Raw genomic sequence first — 17122 nt, 5'->3', positions numbered from 1 at the left:
TCGCACGATACCGACGAGTCATCCCGTTCCGCCGCTCGACCAGCGGCGGCAACTTCCACGCACCGCGAAAGGCGAAGGGCCACGACGCCCCCCGCCGCCCCAGAACCGCGAAAGCACGAACACGCCGTAGCATGTTCGGGGAACACTCATGTCGGTCATCGCCGAAGCAGGCGACGCAAGCACGAACGCCGTCGCTGCCGGCGCTTATCATTGTACGGAGCAAGCCGCGATTTTGCCCGAACTTTGTGCCGATTACGATTTTCCTTAAATAACGTCGTGCAAATTTCTTCGAGCTAATCCCCCCGCCGGATGGACGGAAAGCACGACATTCCGGGCCGCAAGACTACTGAAGAGTCGGATCACTTGGCACTGCCCACGCGGGCGCCGTCCTTGACCAACCCGGGCGGATCACGGCCCTCTTCGACGGCCGTGATGTTCTCCAGCGTGCAACGGGCGATCTCGCGCATCGCATTCGTCGTGAAAAACGCCTGGTGCGAGGTGATGATGACGTTCGGAAACGTGAGCATGCGGGCGAACACGTCGTCCTGAATCACCTCGTTCGACAAGTCTTCGAAAAACAGGTCGGCTTCTTCCTCGTACACGTCCAAGCCCAACGCACCGACCTTGCCCGACTTCAAGGCCCGCACACAAGCCCGCGCGTCCAGCAGTGCTCCGCGGCTGGTATTGATCAGCATCACGCCGCGTTTCATCAGCGCGAAGGCCTCTTCGTTGATGATGTGGTACGTTTCGGGCAGCAAGGGACAATGCAAGCTGATGATATCACTCTCGCGGAAGAGCCGTTCGGTATCGACGTACTCGACGCCCAAGTCGACCAACTCGGGGTTCGGGTAGACGTCGTACGCCAACACGCGACAACCGAAGGCGTGCAACATCTTGGCCACGCGCGCCCCGATCTTGCCGGTACCGATGATTCCGGCGGTCTTCCCGTGCAAGTCGAATCCCAACAAGCCGTTGAGGGCAAAATTCCCTTCTCGCACGCGGATGTACGCTTTGTGCAGGTGTCGCGCCAAGGCCAGGATCAAGGCCAACGTGTGTTCGGCAACCGCCTCGGGCGAATAGGCGGGCACACGCGAGACGACGAATCCCAGCCGTTCCGCCGCCCGCAAATCGACGTTGTTGTAACCCGCACAACGCAGCGCGATGTGCTTCGTCCCCCCGCGTTCCAGTTCCAAAAGCACGCCGGCATCGAGCGTGTCGTTGACGAACACGCAGACGGTGGGAAAACCGGCGGCCAAGCCTGCCGTTTGCTCGTGTAGTCGCGTTTCGAAAAACACCAATTCGTGCCCGAACTCCTGATTGGCTTCGAGCAGGAACTTCTCATCGTACGGCTTGGTACTGAAAACGGCGGTCTTCATCGCTGTTCTTTCTATGGCTTGCCGGGTCGCCCCCATCCACCGGGGGAGAAACCTACGCGATCCAAGAGTCTTCGCTTCCGAGAACACCTTCGTGTATCGGCACCTATTCCGGCACCGGCACACCTGAATTTTTACAATTAAGTCAATAGGATGTGATATTTTTTCGCCGTCGTGTCAACTCGATACGGTCCACGGCCCCCCTCATCAGAGCCGTCAGGACGCTTTTCAATCGCCCCCGAAAAAGCGACGCAAGGTCGCCTGATCCAGGCCGTCCGCTACAATGACAATTGTCTTCAGTGAGGAATCAGGAAACGTCTCCGGGGTGAAGGCCGACGTTTCCTGGGCGCAACGGCCGTGTCGCCCAGATCCCTCCGATCGGCCGATATCCCGCATGATCCGAGCACGAAGCCCATGGAACGAACCATCCTGACCGCGTTACCGGTGTACAACGAGGCCGAACATGTCGAGGCCGTGTTGGACGAGGTAGTGAAATATAGCCCCCACGTCTTGGTGGTCGATGACGGTTCGACGGACGGCACCTCGGAGATCCTATCGCGGCGAAACGATATCCAGGTGGTCCGCCACCCCACAAACCAAGGGTACGGCGCCGGACTCTTGTCGGCTTTCGAATTCGCACTCGTGCATGGATTCGACGTGCTGGTGACCATTGATTGCGACGGCCAGCACGAACCCCGCCGGATCCCCGAGTTCGCCGCGGCCTGTACCGACGAGGTCGATATCGTCTCGGGCAGCCGTTACCTGCGTCGGTTTCCCGGCGATACACCACCGCCCGGTGATCGTCGTCGCATCAACCGCATCATCACCGAGGAGTTGAACCGTCGCTTGGGCCTGAACCTGACGGACGCTTTCTGCGGCTTCAAAGCCTATCGTGTTCCCGTGTTGGCCAAGTTCGATATCGAAGAAACCGGTTACGCCATGCCGCTGGAACTGTGGGTGCAGGCGGTACAACATCGCATGCGGATCGTCGAATTGCCGGTCCCTTTGATCTACCTCGACGAAACGCGGTCTTTCGGCGGGGCATTGGATCACGCCGAAACACGACTGGCGGTCTACCGAACTGTCCTGGAGCGGGCAATTCGCAAGGCGGGATTGGCGGCCGGTGACTCGCTGTGCCTGGGTGCTTGCTCCGGTGAACGCGGTGAGGACGAGGCATGTCGATGACGTCACACCTGGATTATCTGACCTACCGCAAGCTCCGCGCACCACAAGAACACGAAGGCGTGCACATCGAACCGCCGCTCGACGAGGCGTGGTCGCTGTTGGAACACAACCGCCGGGCACTCGCCCTCTTCGACGGCACGATCGGCGGTATTTCCTTGGCCGATCTGCGCGCCGAGGCCCGCGAACACCTTCTCGACGCCGCCTGCAAGTATACCCGCGCCTACCTGCCCGAGGTGGTTTGCGATTCGCCGCGCACGACTGAAAGGATCGTACTGGCCGGCCATCAACCGTCGCTGTTTCATCCCGGAGTATGGTTCAAGAACTTCGCCCTCGATTATGTCGCCCGGTCGTGTGACGCCCCCGCGATCAACCTGATCATCGATTCCGACGATTTCCGCTCGCCGTTGCTGCGCGTGCCGGCAGGCACGCCCGAGGCCCCGCACATCGAATACATTCCCTTCGACATCGGGACACAAAAGCAGCCGTTCGAAGAAAGGCGTTTGCACGACCGAGCCACCGCCGAGAGCTTTGTCGAACGTGTCCTTCGGGCCGCGGGCGCTGTTCTTGACGAGCCGATGCTGCCGCAGTTTTGGCCGACGGTTCTCGCTCGATTGGAAGCGACCGGCTACTGGGGGTCGGCCGTGGCCCAAGCGCGTCATCGCCTGGAACACGAATGGGGCTTGCGGACACTCGAAGTGCCCCAAAGTACCGTGTGCGAAAGCCCGGCGTTCGCCCGTTTCGCCGTACACCTGCTGAGCCGTCTGGACCGGTTCGTCGAAATCCACAATCACGTGTTGGGGGTGTACCGAGACGTCCATCATTTGCGGAACCGCGCGCAGCCGGTCCCCGACTTGGCCGCCGATAAAGACGGACGGCTGGAAGCCCCTTTCTGGCTTTGGACGCGAGACGATCCGACGCGTCGTCGCATGTTCGTGCGGCGCAATCGCGGCTGCCTGGCGATCGGCGACGAGACGGGCGACCGCTTCTGCCTGCCTTTGAGCGAACACGATCTTCAACCGGCGATCGATGCGTGGATGTCGGCCGCCGCTTCGGGACTTCGCCTGCGCAGCCGCGCGCTGATCACGACGATGTACGCCCGTTTGATCTTGGGCGACTTGTTCCTGCATGGTATCGGCGGCGCCAAGTACGACCAAGTGACCGATGCGATCATGCATGCCTTCTTCGGGGCCCCGGCGCCGGGCTACATGATCCTTTCGGCGACGTATCGACTTTCGGCCGGTCGGCGCGACATTCGCGAAGACGAACGCTCGCTGCGTCGCCTCGACGAAGAACTCCGCCGGATGACGTGGCAACCCGAGCGTTATCTGGCCGCCGCCCTCCCCTCTCTCTCGCCGGAGGATGCCGCCGCCGTCGCGGGCTTGATCGACGAAAAACGATCGTGGATCACGACCGAAATCACTCCCGCGAATTATCGCAAGCGGTTCTTGGCGATTCGCGAACTGAACCGGCGCCTCGCCGCATTCCTCGCCGAGCGGCGTGCAAAACTCGAACAAGAGCGGACCGCCCTGCGGCGGCGAATTCACGCGCAAACGGTGTTGGGCAATCGCGAATACGCGTTTTGCCTACATTCCGCGAGAGAACTGCGCGCGTTTTTCGCGCGACACGTTCCTTCGACGTCGTAAGGCGCGGCGACAGCACGTCGTCAGCGAGTTCCGGTCTCGGCCGAGTATTCGGCAGTGACGGTGGTACTGATCCCCCCGCGAGGCGTGAACGCGGCGCGAATCTGCATCCATTTGGGCTGCAAGACGGCCACGAGATCGTCCAAGATGCGGTTCGTCACGTTCTCGTAGAAGATCCCTTCGTTGCGGAACCGCTGGAGATAGAACTTCAAGCTTTTCAACTCGACGCACTTTTCGGCCGGAATGTACGTGATCGTCAGCGTGCCGAAATCGGGCTGGCCCGTGCGAGGACATACCGACGTAAATTCCGGCTGCACGATCTCGATCGTGTAATCACGGCCGGGATAGCTGTTGTCGAAGGTTTCCAGAATGTCGCGGAACGACTCGCTCACGGTTCGCTCTCCTTTTCTCTTCCCCCTTATTGTGGCATGATGGATTGTTTGGGGGAAGTGCCGCGAAACGGGCCGATACCCCTGAGCCGGGCACTTTCGCACGCGCTGCGGACGGTCGCAGACGCGTGCTTTCCCCTTCACGCGAGGGACTCACATCATTTTCCAGGAACGTACCGCCGAAACCATGAGCAAGAAGGCCGTCGCTCTCCTGTCGGGAGGGCTCGATTCCACGACATCCACCGCCATCGCCGTCGCCGACGGCTTCGAGGTCGCCGCGTTGACCATCGACTACGGTCAACGCCATCGCTACGAGCTGGAAGCGGCCCGCCGTGTGGCGCAGTCGCTGGGCATCGCGCGGCACGTCGTGCTGAAAGTCGATCTGTCGGCCTTCGGCGGTAGTGCCTTGACCGATGCCATCGAGGTCCCGAAAGACCGCGACGAAAAGGCCATCGCCTCGGACATTCCGGTTACGTACGTCCCCGCCCGCAACACGGTATTTCTGTCGCTGGCGTTGGCCTTTGCCGAGGCTTCGGACGCGGCCGACATCTTCATCGGCGTCAACGCGATCGACTACAGCGGCTACCCCGACTGTCGGCCCGAGTTCATCGCCACCTTCGAAAAGCTGGCCAACGTCGCCACCAAGGCCGGCGTCGAAGGGCGTAGCCGGTTCCGCATCCACACTCCCCTGATTGCCATGACCAAGGCCGACATCATCCGTCGCGGTACCGAGTTGGGCGTCGATTACGGCCTGACGAGCACTTGTTACGACCCGCTGGACGGCGGCCTCGCCTGCGGCCGCTGCGATGCCTGTCGCCTGCGCCGCAAGGGGTTTGCCGAAGCCGGATTGGTCGATCCCCTTCCCTATGCGAACGACTCGTGAGTCGCCGCACATGCCCCGTCGTACCGCTCATGCGTATCACCGAAGTCTATCAATCCCGACAAGGCGAAGGGCTGCTGACCGGCACCGAAAGCGTGTTCGTGCGGACCGGCGGTTGCAACCTCCGCTGTTGGTTCTGTGATACGCCGTATACCTCATGGCAACGGACGGGCGAACTCGTCTCGGTCGAACAGCTCGTGCCCAGGATTCTCTCGTACGACTGTCGCCATGTGGTCATCACGGGAGGGGAACCGATGCTGTTTCCTGATCTGGTCCCCCTGTGCGAGACCCTGGCATCCTACGACCGTCACATTACGATCGAGACGGCGGGCACCCGCTATCTGCCGGTCGTCTGTCACTTGATGTCGCTCAGCCCCAAGCTGGCGAACTCGCGGCCCGATCCGAACCGTCATCCCCGTTGGGCCGAAGCCCACGAACGGCGCCGTTATCGGCCCGACGTCCTCGCCCGTTTGACGCAGGAATACGAATATCAAGTCAAGTTCGTGATCGACCACCCCGACGACTGCGCCGAACTGGAGCGGTACTTGCGAGACCTGCCCCACCTGGATCGCAATCGCATCTTGTTGATGCCGCAAGGAACGGATCCGCTGCTGCTGGCCCGCAAGGCCCTTTGGTTGAAACCCTATTGCGTCGAGAACGGCTTTCGGTTTTGCCCCCGACGCCAAATCGAATGGTACGGTCCCACGCGCGGCACATGAGTCATGAATCCACCGACATCCGGCATTTCGACGCATTCCCCCTTTTCCCCTACGGCAGGGAAACGCATCGCAGCCGTGCTGTGCGGTGGTCGTGCTCGGCGGATGGGGCGTCCGAAGCATCGCCTTCCCTTGGGCGCAGGCACGTTGCTGGATCACATGGTGCGACTCGTCTCCGCCGAAGCCGACCAGACGGCCGTCGTGGCGGCGGCGGACGATCCGGGACCGTTTCCCGACGACGTGTGTCTGTTGCGCGACCGCGAAGACTACGCCGGTCCCTTGGCTGCTCTCGCGGTGGCGCTGGACGCTTTTCCCGGTTGTTCCGGTGTCTTGCTGACCGCCTGCGATCTACCGTTGTTGCGTCGTGAGCTTGTTGCGTTGTTGTGGGAAACGGCCGCGGCCCATCCCGAGGTTGCGGCGATCGTCCCGAAACCGGACAAATACCCCGAACCGCTGGCGGCGATCTATCGACCGCACCTAACGGCGGTCGTGCGGCGTCTTCTGGCAAGCGGCGAGCGTCGCCTGTACCGTGTGTTCGACGAAGTCCCCGTGCACTACCTCGCGGCAGACGAACTCCGCCGCGTCGATCCCTTGCTCGAGTCGTTCCGCAACATGAATACGCCCGACGAATACCGGGCGATCCGCGAACGTTTGGAACGAACTTAAACACCGCAATGCCGTAGTCGGTCACGGGCGCGCGACCGGTAGCCATGGCGTGCCGGTCGGGGTAGACTGGAGAGGTTACGCAAGCGGATGGGCACCAGATACACGGATCGAGGGCACCCATGTTGATGTGTCGCGGAGTTCGAGGCGCCACGACCGCCGACGACAATACCTCGGCGGCGATTCTTCAGGCCACGCGCGAACTGTTGGCGCTGATGATTCGGGAAAACGACATTCGCCCCGAAGAGGTCGCCTGCATCTTCTTCACGACCAGCCCCGACCTGAACAGCCAGTTTCCTGCCTTGGCCGCCCGGCAACTAGGTTGGATGCACGTTCCTTTACTGTGCGGCCACGAAATGGGTGTGCCCGGCTCGCTCGAAAAGTGCATCCGCATCTTGATCTTGTGGAATACCGAAAAAACGGCGCAAGACATCGTCCACGTGTACGTCAAAGGTGCCGAGGCGTTGCGTCCCGATTTGTCGAGCATCCCGCCGGTCGATCCGCAGGAACTGGAAGCCTGGATCGCCGATCGCTTCCCGGATGAAGCGTCTTGACGGCTTCAATGCGTGGAAACCGTCAGCCGCTACCTTGCCAATGACGCATTTCTCGATGTGGCCGGTGATTCGTTCGCATTCGGATTGTCGGCTGTCTACAATGTGACGCGACGGCGTTCCAGCCGCGATCGTCGCTTCTATTCCCACCTATAGCGAGGAGTTCTGCCATGCTACGTCACCAATACGCCGCCTGGTTGGTGATCGCATCGCTTGCCGTGTGCGCATCGTTTTCGGTCGTGTCCGTCGCCGCCGAGCCGTCTCCCCGCCCCGACATTCTGATCGCCGACTTCGAGTCGGAAACCTACGGTGAATGGAAGACGACCGGGGAGGCGTTCGGCCCCGGCCCGGCCGAAGGAACCTTGCCGCATCAAATGGCCGTCACAGGCTACGAGGGAAAACGCCTGGTCAACAGCTACTACGGCGGCGACAAGCCCACCGGCACCCTGACCAGTCCGCCTTTCGAGATTCGCCGACGCCACATCAATTTCCTGATCGGCGGCGGCGGATACCCGGACGAGACCTACATGGAGCTCATCATCGACGGAAAGTCCGTCCGCAAGGCCGTCGGCCCCAACACACGTCCCGGCGGCTCGGAAGAACTCGACTGGGCGAGCTGGGACGTTTCGGAATTCGAGGGCAAAACGGCCGTGCTGCGGATCGTCGACGCCCGCTCTGGAGGTTGGGGACACATCAACGTCGATCAGATCGTACAGTCCGACACACCGGCACAGTCCCTCGGCGCGGTCGAACTGCCCATCACCAAGCCGTTGTTGCTGGTGCCGGTCGCCCGCGACGCCGAGCGAATCCGGGTCGAGCTTTCCTTGGACGAGGAAGTCGTCCGTTACTTTCAATTCACGCCCGCGCTCGACGATGAAAGTCTCTTGTACTGGGCCTCGCTCGACGTGAAACCGTTCGTCGGCAAGACGTTGATCCTGCGGACGAATCCGCGCAAGGCGGCCGCCGAAATCGCCGAACACATTCGCCAAGGCGACGCGCCGATCTTGCCCGAAAACGTCTATCACGAACCGTTCCGACCGCTGTACCATTTCACGCCGCGGACCGGCTGGACGAACGATCCGAACGGCTTGGTCTACTTCAACGGCGAGTATCACTTGTTTTTCCAACACAACCCGTTCGGTATCAAATGGGGAAATATGACCTGGGGGCACGCCGTCAGCCGCGACCTGCTCCACTGGGAAGAAGTCGGCGATGCCATCCTGCCGAACCGATTGGGCACGATCTTCTCCGGTTCGGCGGTCGTCGATCACGACAACACGAGCGGACTAGGCAAGCCCGGCAAACCGGCTATGTGCTGTTTCCACACCTCCGCCGGCAGTCCGTTCACGCAGTCGTTGGTCTATTCGCTCGACGGTCGCACGTTCACCCCGTACGCGGACAATCCGATCATCGAAAACATCGAAGGCTCGAACCGCGATCCCAAGGTGATTTGGTACGCCCCCGGCAAACACTGGGTGCTCGTCCTGTACGTGCGCCGCGGATCGATGCACATCTTCAATTCAAAGAATCTCGTCGACTGGAAACTCGCAAGCATTTGCGACTTCCCCAATGCGCACGAATGCCCCGAGCTGTTCCCGCTGCCGGTCGACGGGGATGCGAACAACGTCAAATGGGTAATCTGGGAAGCCGGAGGCCGCCACATGATCGGCACCTTCGACGGCAAGACCTTTTCGCCCGAAACCGACGTCCTTCCCAGTGAATGGGGCGGAAACTGCTACGCGGGCCAAACCTACAACGACGAGCCGAAGGGGCGCCGCGTGTTCATCGGTTGGATGCGCAGCAACGGACAGGCATATCCCGACATGCCGTTCAACCAGCAGATGACCTTTCCGCGAGAATTCAGCCTCCGGACGACCTCCGAGGGTGTGCGATTGTTTGCGAAACCGATCGACGAAATCGCCCGACTGGCCGCCGAAACGATCACTTTGGACAAGCAACCGCTGGTCGTCGATAGCGACCCGTTGGCGAATGTGGAGTCCGAAACGGCCGACATCGACCTGGTCGTCACCCCCGGTGAGTCGAAAAAGATCACGCTGACCTGTCGCGGTTTCGAGATCGCGTACACGCCGCAAGATCACCGACTGCAATGCGGCGGCAAGGCGATCGAACTCCCGGGCGACGCGGCATCGCTCCACTTGCGCGTACTCGTCGATCGCACGTCGGTCGAAATCTTCGCCCAAGACGGGCGCTACGTGCTCTCGTTCGTCGTACCGATCGATCCGGCAAACCGATCGTACGCGCTTCGCGCCGACGGTTCGGCAACGCTTGAACGGCTCGTTTTCTCGAAACTGCGTTCGATCTGGTAAACGCTTCGGTTCGGCAAATCGAAACGCGGCGGCCTCGCCTTGCACGAAGCCGCCGCTTGGAGTTTTTCCTCCGCCGAATCGGCCGGACCGCCGGTTCGTTCAACGATGCTGCCAGTCGATGTCATTCATTCGTGCCAGGGCCAATTGCAACGCCTGTGTTCCGTTCTTCGCACCGCCGCAGGCGATCAGCGAGATGTACAGTTGATGGGCCAGCGCCAACCCCGGCAATGCCAGGTTCATCCGCTTCGCCTCGGCCAGCGCGATTCCCATGTCTTTCACGAAATGTTCGACGAAGAAGCCGGGATCGAAGTTGTTGTCGATGATGCGGGGACCGAGATTCGACAACGACCAGCTCCCTGCCGCGCCGGAAGCCACCGACTTCAAGACGGTTTCGAGATCCAACCCGGCCTTGTAGGCGTACAGCAGGCTCTCGCACACGCCGATCATGTTCGTGGCGATGAGGATCTGGTTGACCATCTTCGTGTGTTGGCCGGCGCCGGGCGGCCCTTGATGCACGATCGTCTTGCCCATCACCTCAAAACAGGGCATGACCGCCTCGACGGCTTCGGGTTCGCCGCCGACCATGATCGACAAGCGGGCTTCTCGCGCCCCGACATCGCCGCCGGAAACCGGCGCATCGATCGCCCACACGTCCTTCGCCTTGGCTTGAGCGGCGATTTCGACCGCCAATGAAGGTTCGCTGGTGGTCATATCGACGATGATGCTGCCCGGCCGACATCCCGCCAATGCACCGTTCGGCCCCAAGATCACCTCGCGGACATCGTGGGGAAAGCCGACGATCGAGAAGACGATATCGGCCGCTTCCGCGACTTGCCGCGGCGAATCGGCCCACGCGGCCCCCAAGGCGATCAGCGGCTCGGCCTTGCTTTTCGTGCGGTTGTAGACGGTCGCTTGGTAACCGGCCTCGATCAGATGCCGACACATGCTCAGTCCCATCACGCCCGTCCCGATCCAACCGACGCGGGTTTTCCCCGGGTCTGCGCGATCCATGAGTTCACCTCCCAGTGTCTAGTCGCTCGATTCGCCCCATGCTCCGGCGCATTGCTCCGAAACGGTTTCATGCTACCGCTTCGAGACGGGCGTTGCCACGTGGGGCGTCGGCATGAAAGCTGCACGCGACATCGACGGCCGAAAATCGAATCGGGAACACCTTGCCGTCGCTTACAGAAACGGCCGTTCGTCGGGGCGACGGAAAATTTCCGACAACAAGATCGCTTGAAAGGCCCCTTGCGGACTTTGCAACATGGCCGTCAACTGCGAGGCCAACGGACTGCTGATTTCGTCGATCTGCTCCGAGGAAGTCGCCGGTCCCGGAGCGTCGACGATATCTCTCTCACTTCCGTCGATCGTGGGATCGGCGCCCGGTTCCGGAGCCTGCCTAAGGTGCGGCAAATGACGCGAATCGACATCGGAGAGGTCGTCATCACCGTCTGAACGAGAGACGCCGCCGCAGATGGTCGTCTTCGCCTCTCGGGCGGATGACGACCGCATTCCGGAAAAGTCGTTTTCCTCGTCGATCACGATCGCCTCGACCGGCGGCTCGTCGGCGGCAGGGCGCCGGTCGCCGCGTTGCGCTTTCAAGAAGGCTTCGATCTCGTCGCGCAATCCGGGGGCGGGTGCCTGTCGGGGAGGCTGCGGCCCGGGCCGCGGACCGGGGGCCTTCTTCTTCTTGTTCCCCAATCCCTGCGCCAAGGCACTCAGAGCCGAAATCACCAAGAAGATGATCACGCCTACCCATTCGCCGTCGGCCAAAATCCAAGCGGGCGAAAACGTCATGAGGCCGTCCCCCGTGTCTGCCCGGCTTGCTTTTGTTGCGTCGGCGTTCCGGCCTTTGCGATCGCCGCACGCATGTCGGTATCGGCCTGGATGTTTTGCAGCCGATAGTAGTCCATGATCCCCAAACCGCCGTTCTGGAACGCCTCGGCAATGGCCTTGGGAACTTCGGCTTCGGCCTCGACCAGCTTCGCTCGGTTTTCTTCGATCAAAGCCAAGTTCTCTTGCTCGGCGGCGACCGCCATCGCGCGGCGGCTTTCGGCCTTGGCACGCGCGACGCGGACATCGGCCTCGGCCTGGTCGGCCTGCAAGCGGGCGCCGATGTTCTGTCCTACGTCGATGTCGGCAATGTCGATCGAAACGATCTCGAAGGCCGTCTGCCGGTCCAACCGTTGGGCCAACACCGCCTTCGAGATGTTGTCGGGATTCTCGAGCACCTCGTAGTGGGTATCGCAGGAGCCGATGGCGCGAATGATGCCCTCGCCGACGCGGGCAATGATCGTCTCTTCCGTGGCCCCACCGATCAGTTGCAAGATATTCGCCCGAACGGTTACCCGCGCTTTGACCAGCAATTGAATCCCGTTCTTGGCCACCGCATCGAGGGCGTCTTTACCGGACCCTTTCTTGGGGCAATCGATGACCTTCGGGTACACACTGGTCCGCACCGCCTCGAGCACGTCGCGTCCGGCGAGGTCGATCGCCGCAGCGAGGCGAAAATCGAGTTCCGACATCTGGGCGTTGCGGGCGGCGATCAGGGCGCGGATGACCTGCCCCACGTTTCCTCCGGCCAGGTAGTGCGCCTCGAGCGATTTGGTCGTCACGCCGTCGGCGGCTGTGATTCCGGCTTGCACGGCCATGATCTTCGCGCGGACGATGATCTCGGGCCGGACCTTACGGAATGTCATCCCCAACAGATCGAAAATACTGATTCCCGCCCCGGTCGTTTTCGCCTGAATCCACAGCCGAAAGTACTTCGCAAAAACGGCGAGGACGACGATCCCGAAAACAATGACCAGGAAAACGGCCACGAAAATGATGATCGTCTTGACGTCCTGCTGTGCGAGCATCCACATCGGTCACACTCTCTTTCGTTGGGCGAGGCTCGCCCTCGCAAGCGGAGAGCACGATACGCGGATCGACGGCTGCGGTCGCCGACGCCCCGCGTTCTCGGGCGCCAAATCCCCTCTAAAGACTGCCTACCCTTTACCCAATTTGCTGCATACTGTCAAGAAATTCCGGAGGGACGCACCGTCCCGCATCACTTGGAACCCCGTTCGTCGTCGAACAAATCGTCGGGAAGTTCCAGATCGATATCGGCTTCCTTCTCCGAGGTATTCGCTTCTCGCGGCGATTCCTTGCCATAGTGTTGCGTGTCGGCGGTCTGTGAACCGTCCGGCGTTTCCGCATCGTTGCCTTCTTCTTCGGCCAGGGCCCGCACGAGGATCCAGGCCCCCTGCACGGCGACGACCCGCACCGGCGTGCCTGCCTCGATGGCCGGCCCTTCGCTCAGCGCATCGTACGTGCGACCGTTGATTTCGACCGGTCCCGAGGGCAACAGTTGGGCCTTGGTCAAGCCGACCTCGCCCACCAGCGTCCTGAGGGCCTTGATCCGCGGATTGTCGGGCAAGACGGCTTCTTCGGAAACCTCCGGCAACAGGACACGGCGACCGATAGGCGTCCGCGGCCAAATGTAGATCGCCAAGACCACGAAACCGGGAATTCCCAACATCGAGACGGTCAGCAGGATTTCACCCAACAACGTGGAATACATGAACCCCATCACGACCGCCGTCACCAGCGACAACACCGCCAGCGCGCTCAAGATGCCGTGCGAGACGAAAAACAGCTCCAGCACGGCCAAAGCCAGCCCGACGAAAACCATCATCACCGGCCAAATCCACGTATCCATCGCTGGGTGACCTCGGTATCGTTTTCGAAGTGCGTGTTGCCGCTTGCTTCACACGTGCGTCCGCCGCCGATTACTGCCGATTACTTGTGCACCGGTCGCACGAAAACCCGGTTGCCGCGCACCTCGGTGATTTCGACTTCGGCCGGAGGATCGACGCTTTCGTAGTCTTCGGCGATCACATCGATCAGGCGACCGTCGATGCGGGCCTTGCCGCTGGGCATCAAAGGGGCGGTCACTTTGCCGCGTTTACCGACCCAACTCTCGTCGACCGTCGACAATCGCCGCCGCTGTTGAAATTCTTGTTGTTCCTGTTCGGAAGGCGGTTGCAGGACGACGCGTCCCAAGACGGGAATGCCGGGCAACCATTTGTTGAGGGCCCAAATCGCCGCGCCGATGCCGATTCCTGTTCCCGCCAGCACGTACAACGAATTCTGAAACTGCTGCAATTGGTAGCTGTTGCGGGGAATGATGAACGTTTGACCGGCCAAGATCAGCGAGGCCAAAACGAGCAATCCGCCGCCGAGCCCGAAGATCCCGAACCCCGGAATCACAAAGAATTCCAGCAACAAGCAGACGATTCCCAACACGAACAACGAAACTTCGAGCCATCCGGCCGTTTGCCCCAAGAAACGACTCCAGAAGAAAAGCACAAAGCACGTCGCGGCAAGAAAACCGCCCACGCCGACGCCGGGGGTTTGCAGCTCGATCATCAGTCCGACGACGCCGAAAATCAGCAAAAACACCGCCACATACGGTGAGGCCAACGCCTCGATCAGAATATCGGCCCACGTCGGCTCCAAAAGGGTCGGATCGTCGTCCAAACCGTACAGGTGTTTCAACTCGGCGAACCCCGAAACGATCTCGCGGGCCAACCCCAGTTCGCGGGCTTGTTCGGCCTCGACTTGGAGTACGTCTCCCGGCGGATGGACGACTTCGCCCGCCTCCCAATCATCGGCATCCGGCAACGACGCTAACTCTTCTTTACAAAAGTAATCGACGTAGTTCGCATTGCCTTTGCGACTGTACTTGACGACCTCCAGGTTCGGATCGAACATCGACGCGGTCAGCGACCAGGATCGATGCGTTCGCTTGACGATCACGTCTTTCAACGTCGAAACGATCGATTTGATGTCCCGATCGGTGAGGACGACGTCGCCTTCGCCGCCGAGCAAAGCGCCTTCTTTCATGATCACGTGATCACAGGCGGCAGCGATCAGCGCGGCATCGGCCAATGCCATGTTGGGAATGTAGGCGGTCGTCCGCACGCGATCGGCCGCCAAATCTTCGCACAAGAAGGTGGCCAGTCGCAACGAATCGGCAGGCGAGCCGCCCGGACTGTCGATCCGCACGCACACGAAGTTCGCGTCGTCGCGCCGAATCGCGTCTTGCACGAGCCGAATCGCGCGATCGACGGCGTTCGCGCGGATCGGTCCTTTGATCTCGACCAACACGGGTCGCCATCGCTCGCCGAGCAGGTCGATCTGTTCCACATGATCGGGCGCGATCTCCAATAACCGCAAGACCTCGGTCATGTCGTCGGCCAAGGCATCGATGAAGTCGAGTTCGCGGGCCTCGCGGGCAGCAAGACGGCCGAACTCGTTTTCGGCGAAGAGCACTTTCGGTTCGCCGCGAATGGTCCGCTCTTGTCGTAGGCGCTCCAGTTGGTCGGGCGTAACGAACCGGCGTTCCGTATCCGTCTCGACGATCAACACCGACTTTGCAGGATCGAGCATTCCGACGGCGACTTCTTCGGGAATCGTGCGCCGCCGTTGGGCCATATGCCGATACGCACTGACCATCGGCGGTGAAATTCGTGCTTCGGCAATGCCCGCGGCCCCCAATTCGCCGTCCGGCCCCATCACGATCCGGTCACATGCCAAAGCAACCAGCACGGCATGGCCGAAAACCGGTTGCGGAATGAAGGCGACGGTCGTGTGGTTCGCCATCGCCGGACCGGTGAGAAACTCGGCCAAGTCGTAACATGCACCGAACTCGCTGCGGACGGCGTATTCTTCCTCGTCGGGCGGAACGTCGAATTCGAGAATGAACACCAGCCGCTGATCGCGGTCGGCCGCCTGTTGCACCAAATCGCCGACATGCTGCTTGATTCGCCCCGTCGCCGGGCCGGTAATCGGCAATCCGATCCGCAAGACGCGTCCCAAAATGACATTCGCGTCGTCCGTCGCTTCTTCCGCCGGTGCCGACGGTCGTCCGCCCGCCGGGTCGATCGAGGCCTCTTGAGCTTCGAGCAAGCCGGAGCACCACACCGAGATCGCCCCCGCGAATACGACGGCGGCGAGCCACTTTCTACGTTTCCGCGGAGAAACCGGAAACCATGCCGGCATGACCGCAATTCCTTTCGTTCGAGCGATGGAAATCGACTTCCGACGACGCAGGTTCGAAGGAAGATCGGCCTCCGACAGCATACGAACCCGGCGCATTATAGGACTGCCTCGAACAGGCCGTCAAACACCTCAACCCCCTCTACAGAAGTGTCTTCGTGAGCAAAAGACTTCGCTTCCTTGGGGCGCGCGGTGGGAGTCCGCCGATCGCCAGTTACCCAAGATGCCATTCGCCCGGCGGCGCTTTGTATTGGTCGTATTCGGGAAGAACCGAGCGAACGGCGCCCCCCGGATGGGGATGCGTCAGCGTTCTTTTCGATGCTCCAATCGTGCAATACCGGCGGCTCCGATGAATCCGGCATCGTTTCCCAACGCGGCGAACCGGATTTTCACCTTTTCGGCCAGCACAGGGAACGCGCGGGCGGCCACCTCCTCGCGAATGCGTCCCAAAAACGCTTGCCCCAGAGGGCTTGCCGCCCCTCCGAACGTCATCGCCCCGCCGATCAACACCCCCGAGGGGTCGAAAGTATGCAGCAGCGTGACGATTCCGAGCCCGAGATAACGGGCGGTTTCCATGACGATTTCGCGGGCGACGGGGTCCCCTTTTTCGGCTTCTTCAGCGACCATCAGCGGGGTCAGGCGTTCCCCGGCGTCGATTCGGGGCTTGAGCGAAGTGGTCGGTTCCGCCTCGATTCGCTCGCGTGTGCGTTCGATGACGGCGTACCCGCCCGCGTAGGCTTCGAGGTGGCCCGTCTTCCCGCACGAGCACATCCGCGCATCGTCGGCGGGGTCGATGAGAATGTGGCCGCACTCGGTCCCGTGGCCGTGTTCGCCTTCGATGATCAAATCGCCCAGGATCACACCGCAGCCGACACCGGTACCGAGCGTCAACAGTACGAGGCTGCGAAATCCACGTCCCGAGCCGATCCAAAGTTCGCCGAAGGCGGCGGCCGAGGCATCGTTGGCCATTACCACGGGCATCCCGCAGCGCTCGGCCAAAGCCTCGCGAATGGGAAAGCCGCCCCAGCCGGGGAAATTCGTCGGATTGACCATCACGCCCGCGTGCAGGTCGAGAATCCCGGCACACCCCAACCCGACCCGCGCCACCTCGTTTGGCTGAAGTTGGGAGCGGTCGATCATCTGGAGGACGGCCGCAGCAATCCGCTCGATCGCCGCTTCGGGCCCGTCTTCGACCGAAGTCGGTATCGATTCCGGACGAAAGATCGGACGCCCCAGATCGTCGACCAATCCGATCTTCGTGTTCGTTCCTCCCAGGTCGATCCCGACGTAAAACGGTGCGACGGAACGTGCCAGCGGAATCGGTCGAATGACGGCGGTCACGGAACGTCCTCC

15 protein-coding genes are annotated in these 17122 nt (G+C 61.5%); 7 read left to right on the top strand and 8 right to left on the bottom strand.

The window, feature by feature from the left end:
• Nucleotides 1–359: 359 nt before the first annotated feature.
• The gene (locus ACYQ2I_RS03205) at nt 360–1376 is read right to left on the bottom strand and encodes a 2-hydroxyacid dehydrogenase (protein WP_460165547.1); all 1017 of its coding nucleotides are present in this window, start codon (nt 1374–1376) and stop codon (nt 360–362) included.
• A gap of 411 nt (nt 1377–1787) precedes the next feature.
• On the opposite strand from ACYQ2I_RS03205, the gene ACYQ2I_RS03200 reads away from it, so the two are divergent.
• Together ACYQ2I_RS03200 and ACYQ2I_RS03195 are read left to right on the top strand one after the other, a co-directional pair.
• Nucleotides 1788–2558 (top strand): glycosyltransferase family 2 protein, encoded by a 771-nt coding sequence (locus ACYQ2I_RS03200; protein ID WP_460165546.1) that lies wholly within the window; start codon nt 1788–1790, stop codon nt 2556–2558.
• Nucleotides 2555–4201, top strand: a complete 1647-nt coding sequence (locus ACYQ2I_RS03195) for a hypothetical protein (RefSeq protein ID WP_460165545.1) — start codon at nt 2555–2557, stop codon at nt 4199–4201. Before ACYQ2I_RS03200 ends, ACYQ2I_RS03195 begins: the two co-directional genes overlap by 4 nt.
• 20 nt (nt 4202–4221) lie before the next feature.
• On the opposite strand, the gene queF is transcribed toward ACYQ2I_RS03195, so the two are convergent.
• Entirely contained in the window at nt 4222–4590 is a 369-nt protein-coding gene (gene queF, locus ACYQ2I_RS03190) for a preQ(1) synthase (RefSeq protein WP_460165544.1), read from the bottom strand.
• A 184-nt stretch (nt 4591–4774) separates the two neighbouring features.
• On the opposite strand from queF, the gene queC reads away from it, so the two are divergent.
• The 5 genes from queC to ACYQ2I_RS03165 all read left to right on the top strand — a co-directional run bounded on the left by queC (nt 4775) and on the right by ACYQ2I_RS03165 (nt 9724).
• On the top strand, nt 4775–5470 hold the full coding sequence (gene queC, locus ACYQ2I_RS03185; protein WP_460165543.1) for a 7-cyano-7-deazaguanine synthase QueC: 696 nt from the start codon (nt 4775–4777) through the stop codon (nt 5468–5470).
• Nucleotides 5467–6186 carry a 7-carboxy-7-deazaguanine synthase QueE gene (locus ACYQ2I_RS03180; RefSeq protein WP_460165542.1) on the top strand — a complete coding sequence of 240 codons (720 nt, stop codon included), beginning with the start codon at nt 5467–5469 and terminating at the stop codon, nt 6184–6186. The genes queC and ACYQ2I_RS03180 overlap by 4 nt, the downstream gene beginning before the upstream one ends.
• A gap of 3 nt (nt 6187–6189) precedes the next feature.
• The gene (gene mobA, locus ACYQ2I_RS03175) at nt 6190–6849 is read left to right on the top strand and encodes a molybdenum cofactor guanylyltransferase (protein ID WP_460165541.1); all 660 of its coding nucleotides are present in this window, start codon (nt 6190–6192) and stop codon (nt 6847–6849) included.
• 119 nt (nt 6850–6968) lie between these two features.
• Nucleotides 6969–7400: a chorismate mutase gene (gene aroH / locus ACYQ2I_RS03170; protein ID WP_460165540.1), complete on the top strand. Its 432-nt coding sequence runs from the start codon at nt 6969–6971 to the stop codon at nt 7398–7400.
• A gap of 167 nt (nt 7401–7567) precedes the next feature.
• Nucleotides 7568–9724 carry a glycoside hydrolase family 32 protein gene (locus ACYQ2I_RS03165; protein WP_460165539.1) on the top strand — a complete coding sequence of 719 codons (2157 nt, stop codon included), beginning with the start codon at nt 7568–7570 and terminating at the stop codon, nt 9722–9724.
• Between the two features lie 99 nt (nt 9725–9823).
• On the opposite strand, the gene ACYQ2I_RS03160 is transcribed toward ACYQ2I_RS03165, so the two are convergent.
• The 6 genes from ACYQ2I_RS03160 to ACYQ2I_RS03135 form a co-directional block, all read right to left on the bottom strand.
• Complete coding sequence (locus ACYQ2I_RS03160) at nt 9824–10735, bottom strand: NAD(P)-dependent oxidoreductase (RefSeq protein WP_460165538.1); 912 nt, start codon at nt 10733–10735, stop codon at nt 9824–9826.
• A gap of 171 nt (nt 10736–10906) precedes the next feature.
• Nucleotides 10907–11521 carry a hypothetical protein gene (locus ACYQ2I_RS03155; RefSeq protein WP_460165537.1) on the bottom strand — a complete coding sequence of 205 codons (615 nt, stop codon included), beginning with the start codon at nt 11519–11521 and terminating at the stop codon, nt 10907–10909.
• A complete protein-coding gene (gene floA / locus ACYQ2I_RS03150) occupies nt 11518–12591 on the bottom strand; it encodes a flotillin-like protein FloA (protein ID WP_460165536.1) in 1074 nt (357 codons plus the stop codon). The genes ACYQ2I_RS03155 and floA overlap by 4 nt, the downstream gene beginning before the upstream one ends.
• Nucleotides 12592–12776: 185 nt before the next feature.
• Entirely contained in the window at nt 12777–13427 is a 651-nt protein-coding gene (locus ACYQ2I_RS03145; RefSeq protein WP_460165535.1) for an NfeD family protein, read from the bottom strand.
• An 80-nt stretch (nt 13428–13507) separates the two neighbouring features.
• On the bottom strand, nt 13508–15772 hold the full coding sequence (locus ACYQ2I_RS03140; RefSeq protein ID WP_460165534.1) for an NfeD family protein: 2265 nt from the start codon (nt 15770–15772) through the stop codon (nt 13508–13510).
• A gap of 300 nt (nt 15773–16072) precedes the next feature.
• On the bottom strand, nt 16073–17110 hold the full coding sequence (locus ACYQ2I_RS03135) for an ROK family protein (RefSeq protein WP_460165533.1): 1038 nt from the start codon (nt 17108–17110) through the stop codon (nt 16073–16075).
• Between the last annotated feature and the right edge of the window lie 12 nt (nt 17111–17122).

Source organism: Thermostilla marina, from assembly GCF_054657455.1.
Note: the sequence above shows the minus strand (reverse complement) of the source record. Positions and strands in the feature narration are given on the sequence as shown.

Excerpts from the sequence above, each read along its gene's own strand:
- ACYQ2I_RS03205 (WP_460165547.1), bottom strand. The coding sequence starts at position 1,376 with ATGAAGACCGCCGTTTTCAGTACCAAGCCGTACGATGAGAAGTTCCTG.
- ACYQ2I_RS03200 (WP_460165546.1), top strand. The coding sequence starts at position 1,788 with ATGGAACGAACCATCCTGACCGCGTTACCGGTGTACAACGAGGCCGAA.
- ACYQ2I_RS03195 (WP_460165545.1), top strand. The coding sequence starts at position 2,555 with ATGACGTCACACCTGGATTATCTGACCTACCGCAAGCTCCGCGCACCA.
- queC (WP_460165543.1), top strand. The coding sequence starts at position 4,775 with ATGAGCAAGAAGGCCGTCGCTCTCCTGTCGGGAGGGCTCGATTCCACG.
- mobA (WP_460165541.1), top strand. The coding sequence starts at position 6,190 with ATGAATCCACCGACATCCGGCATTTCGACGCATTCCCCCTTTTCCCCT.
- aroH (WP_460165540.1), top strand. The coding sequence starts at position 6,969 with ATGTTGATGTGTCGCGGAGTTCGAGGCGCCACGACCGCCGACGACAAT.
- ACYQ2I_RS03165 (WP_460165539.1), top strand. The coding sequence starts at position 7,568 with ATGCTACGTCACCAATACGCCGCCTGGTTGGTGATCGCATCGCTTGCC.
- ACYQ2I_RS03160 (WP_460165538.1), bottom strand. The coding sequence starts at position 10,735 with ATGGATCGCGCAGACCCGGGGAAAACCCGCGTCGGTTGGATCGGGACG.
- ACYQ2I_RS03155 (WP_460165537.1), bottom strand. The coding sequence starts at position 11,521 with ATGACGTTTTCGCCCGCTTGGATTTTGGCCGACGGCGAATGGGTAGGC.
- floA (WP_460165536.1), bottom strand. The coding sequence starts at position 12,591 with ATGTGGATGCTCGCACAGCAGGACGTCAAGACGATCATCATTTTCGTG.
- ACYQ2I_RS03145 (WP_460165535.1), bottom strand. The coding sequence starts at position 13,427 with ATGGATACGTGGATTTGGCCGGTGATGATGGTTTTCGTCGGGCTGGCT.
- ACYQ2I_RS03140 (WP_460165534.1), bottom strand. The coding sequence starts at position 15,772 with ATGCCGGCATGGTTTCCGGTTTCTCCGCGGAAACGTAGAAAGTGGCTC.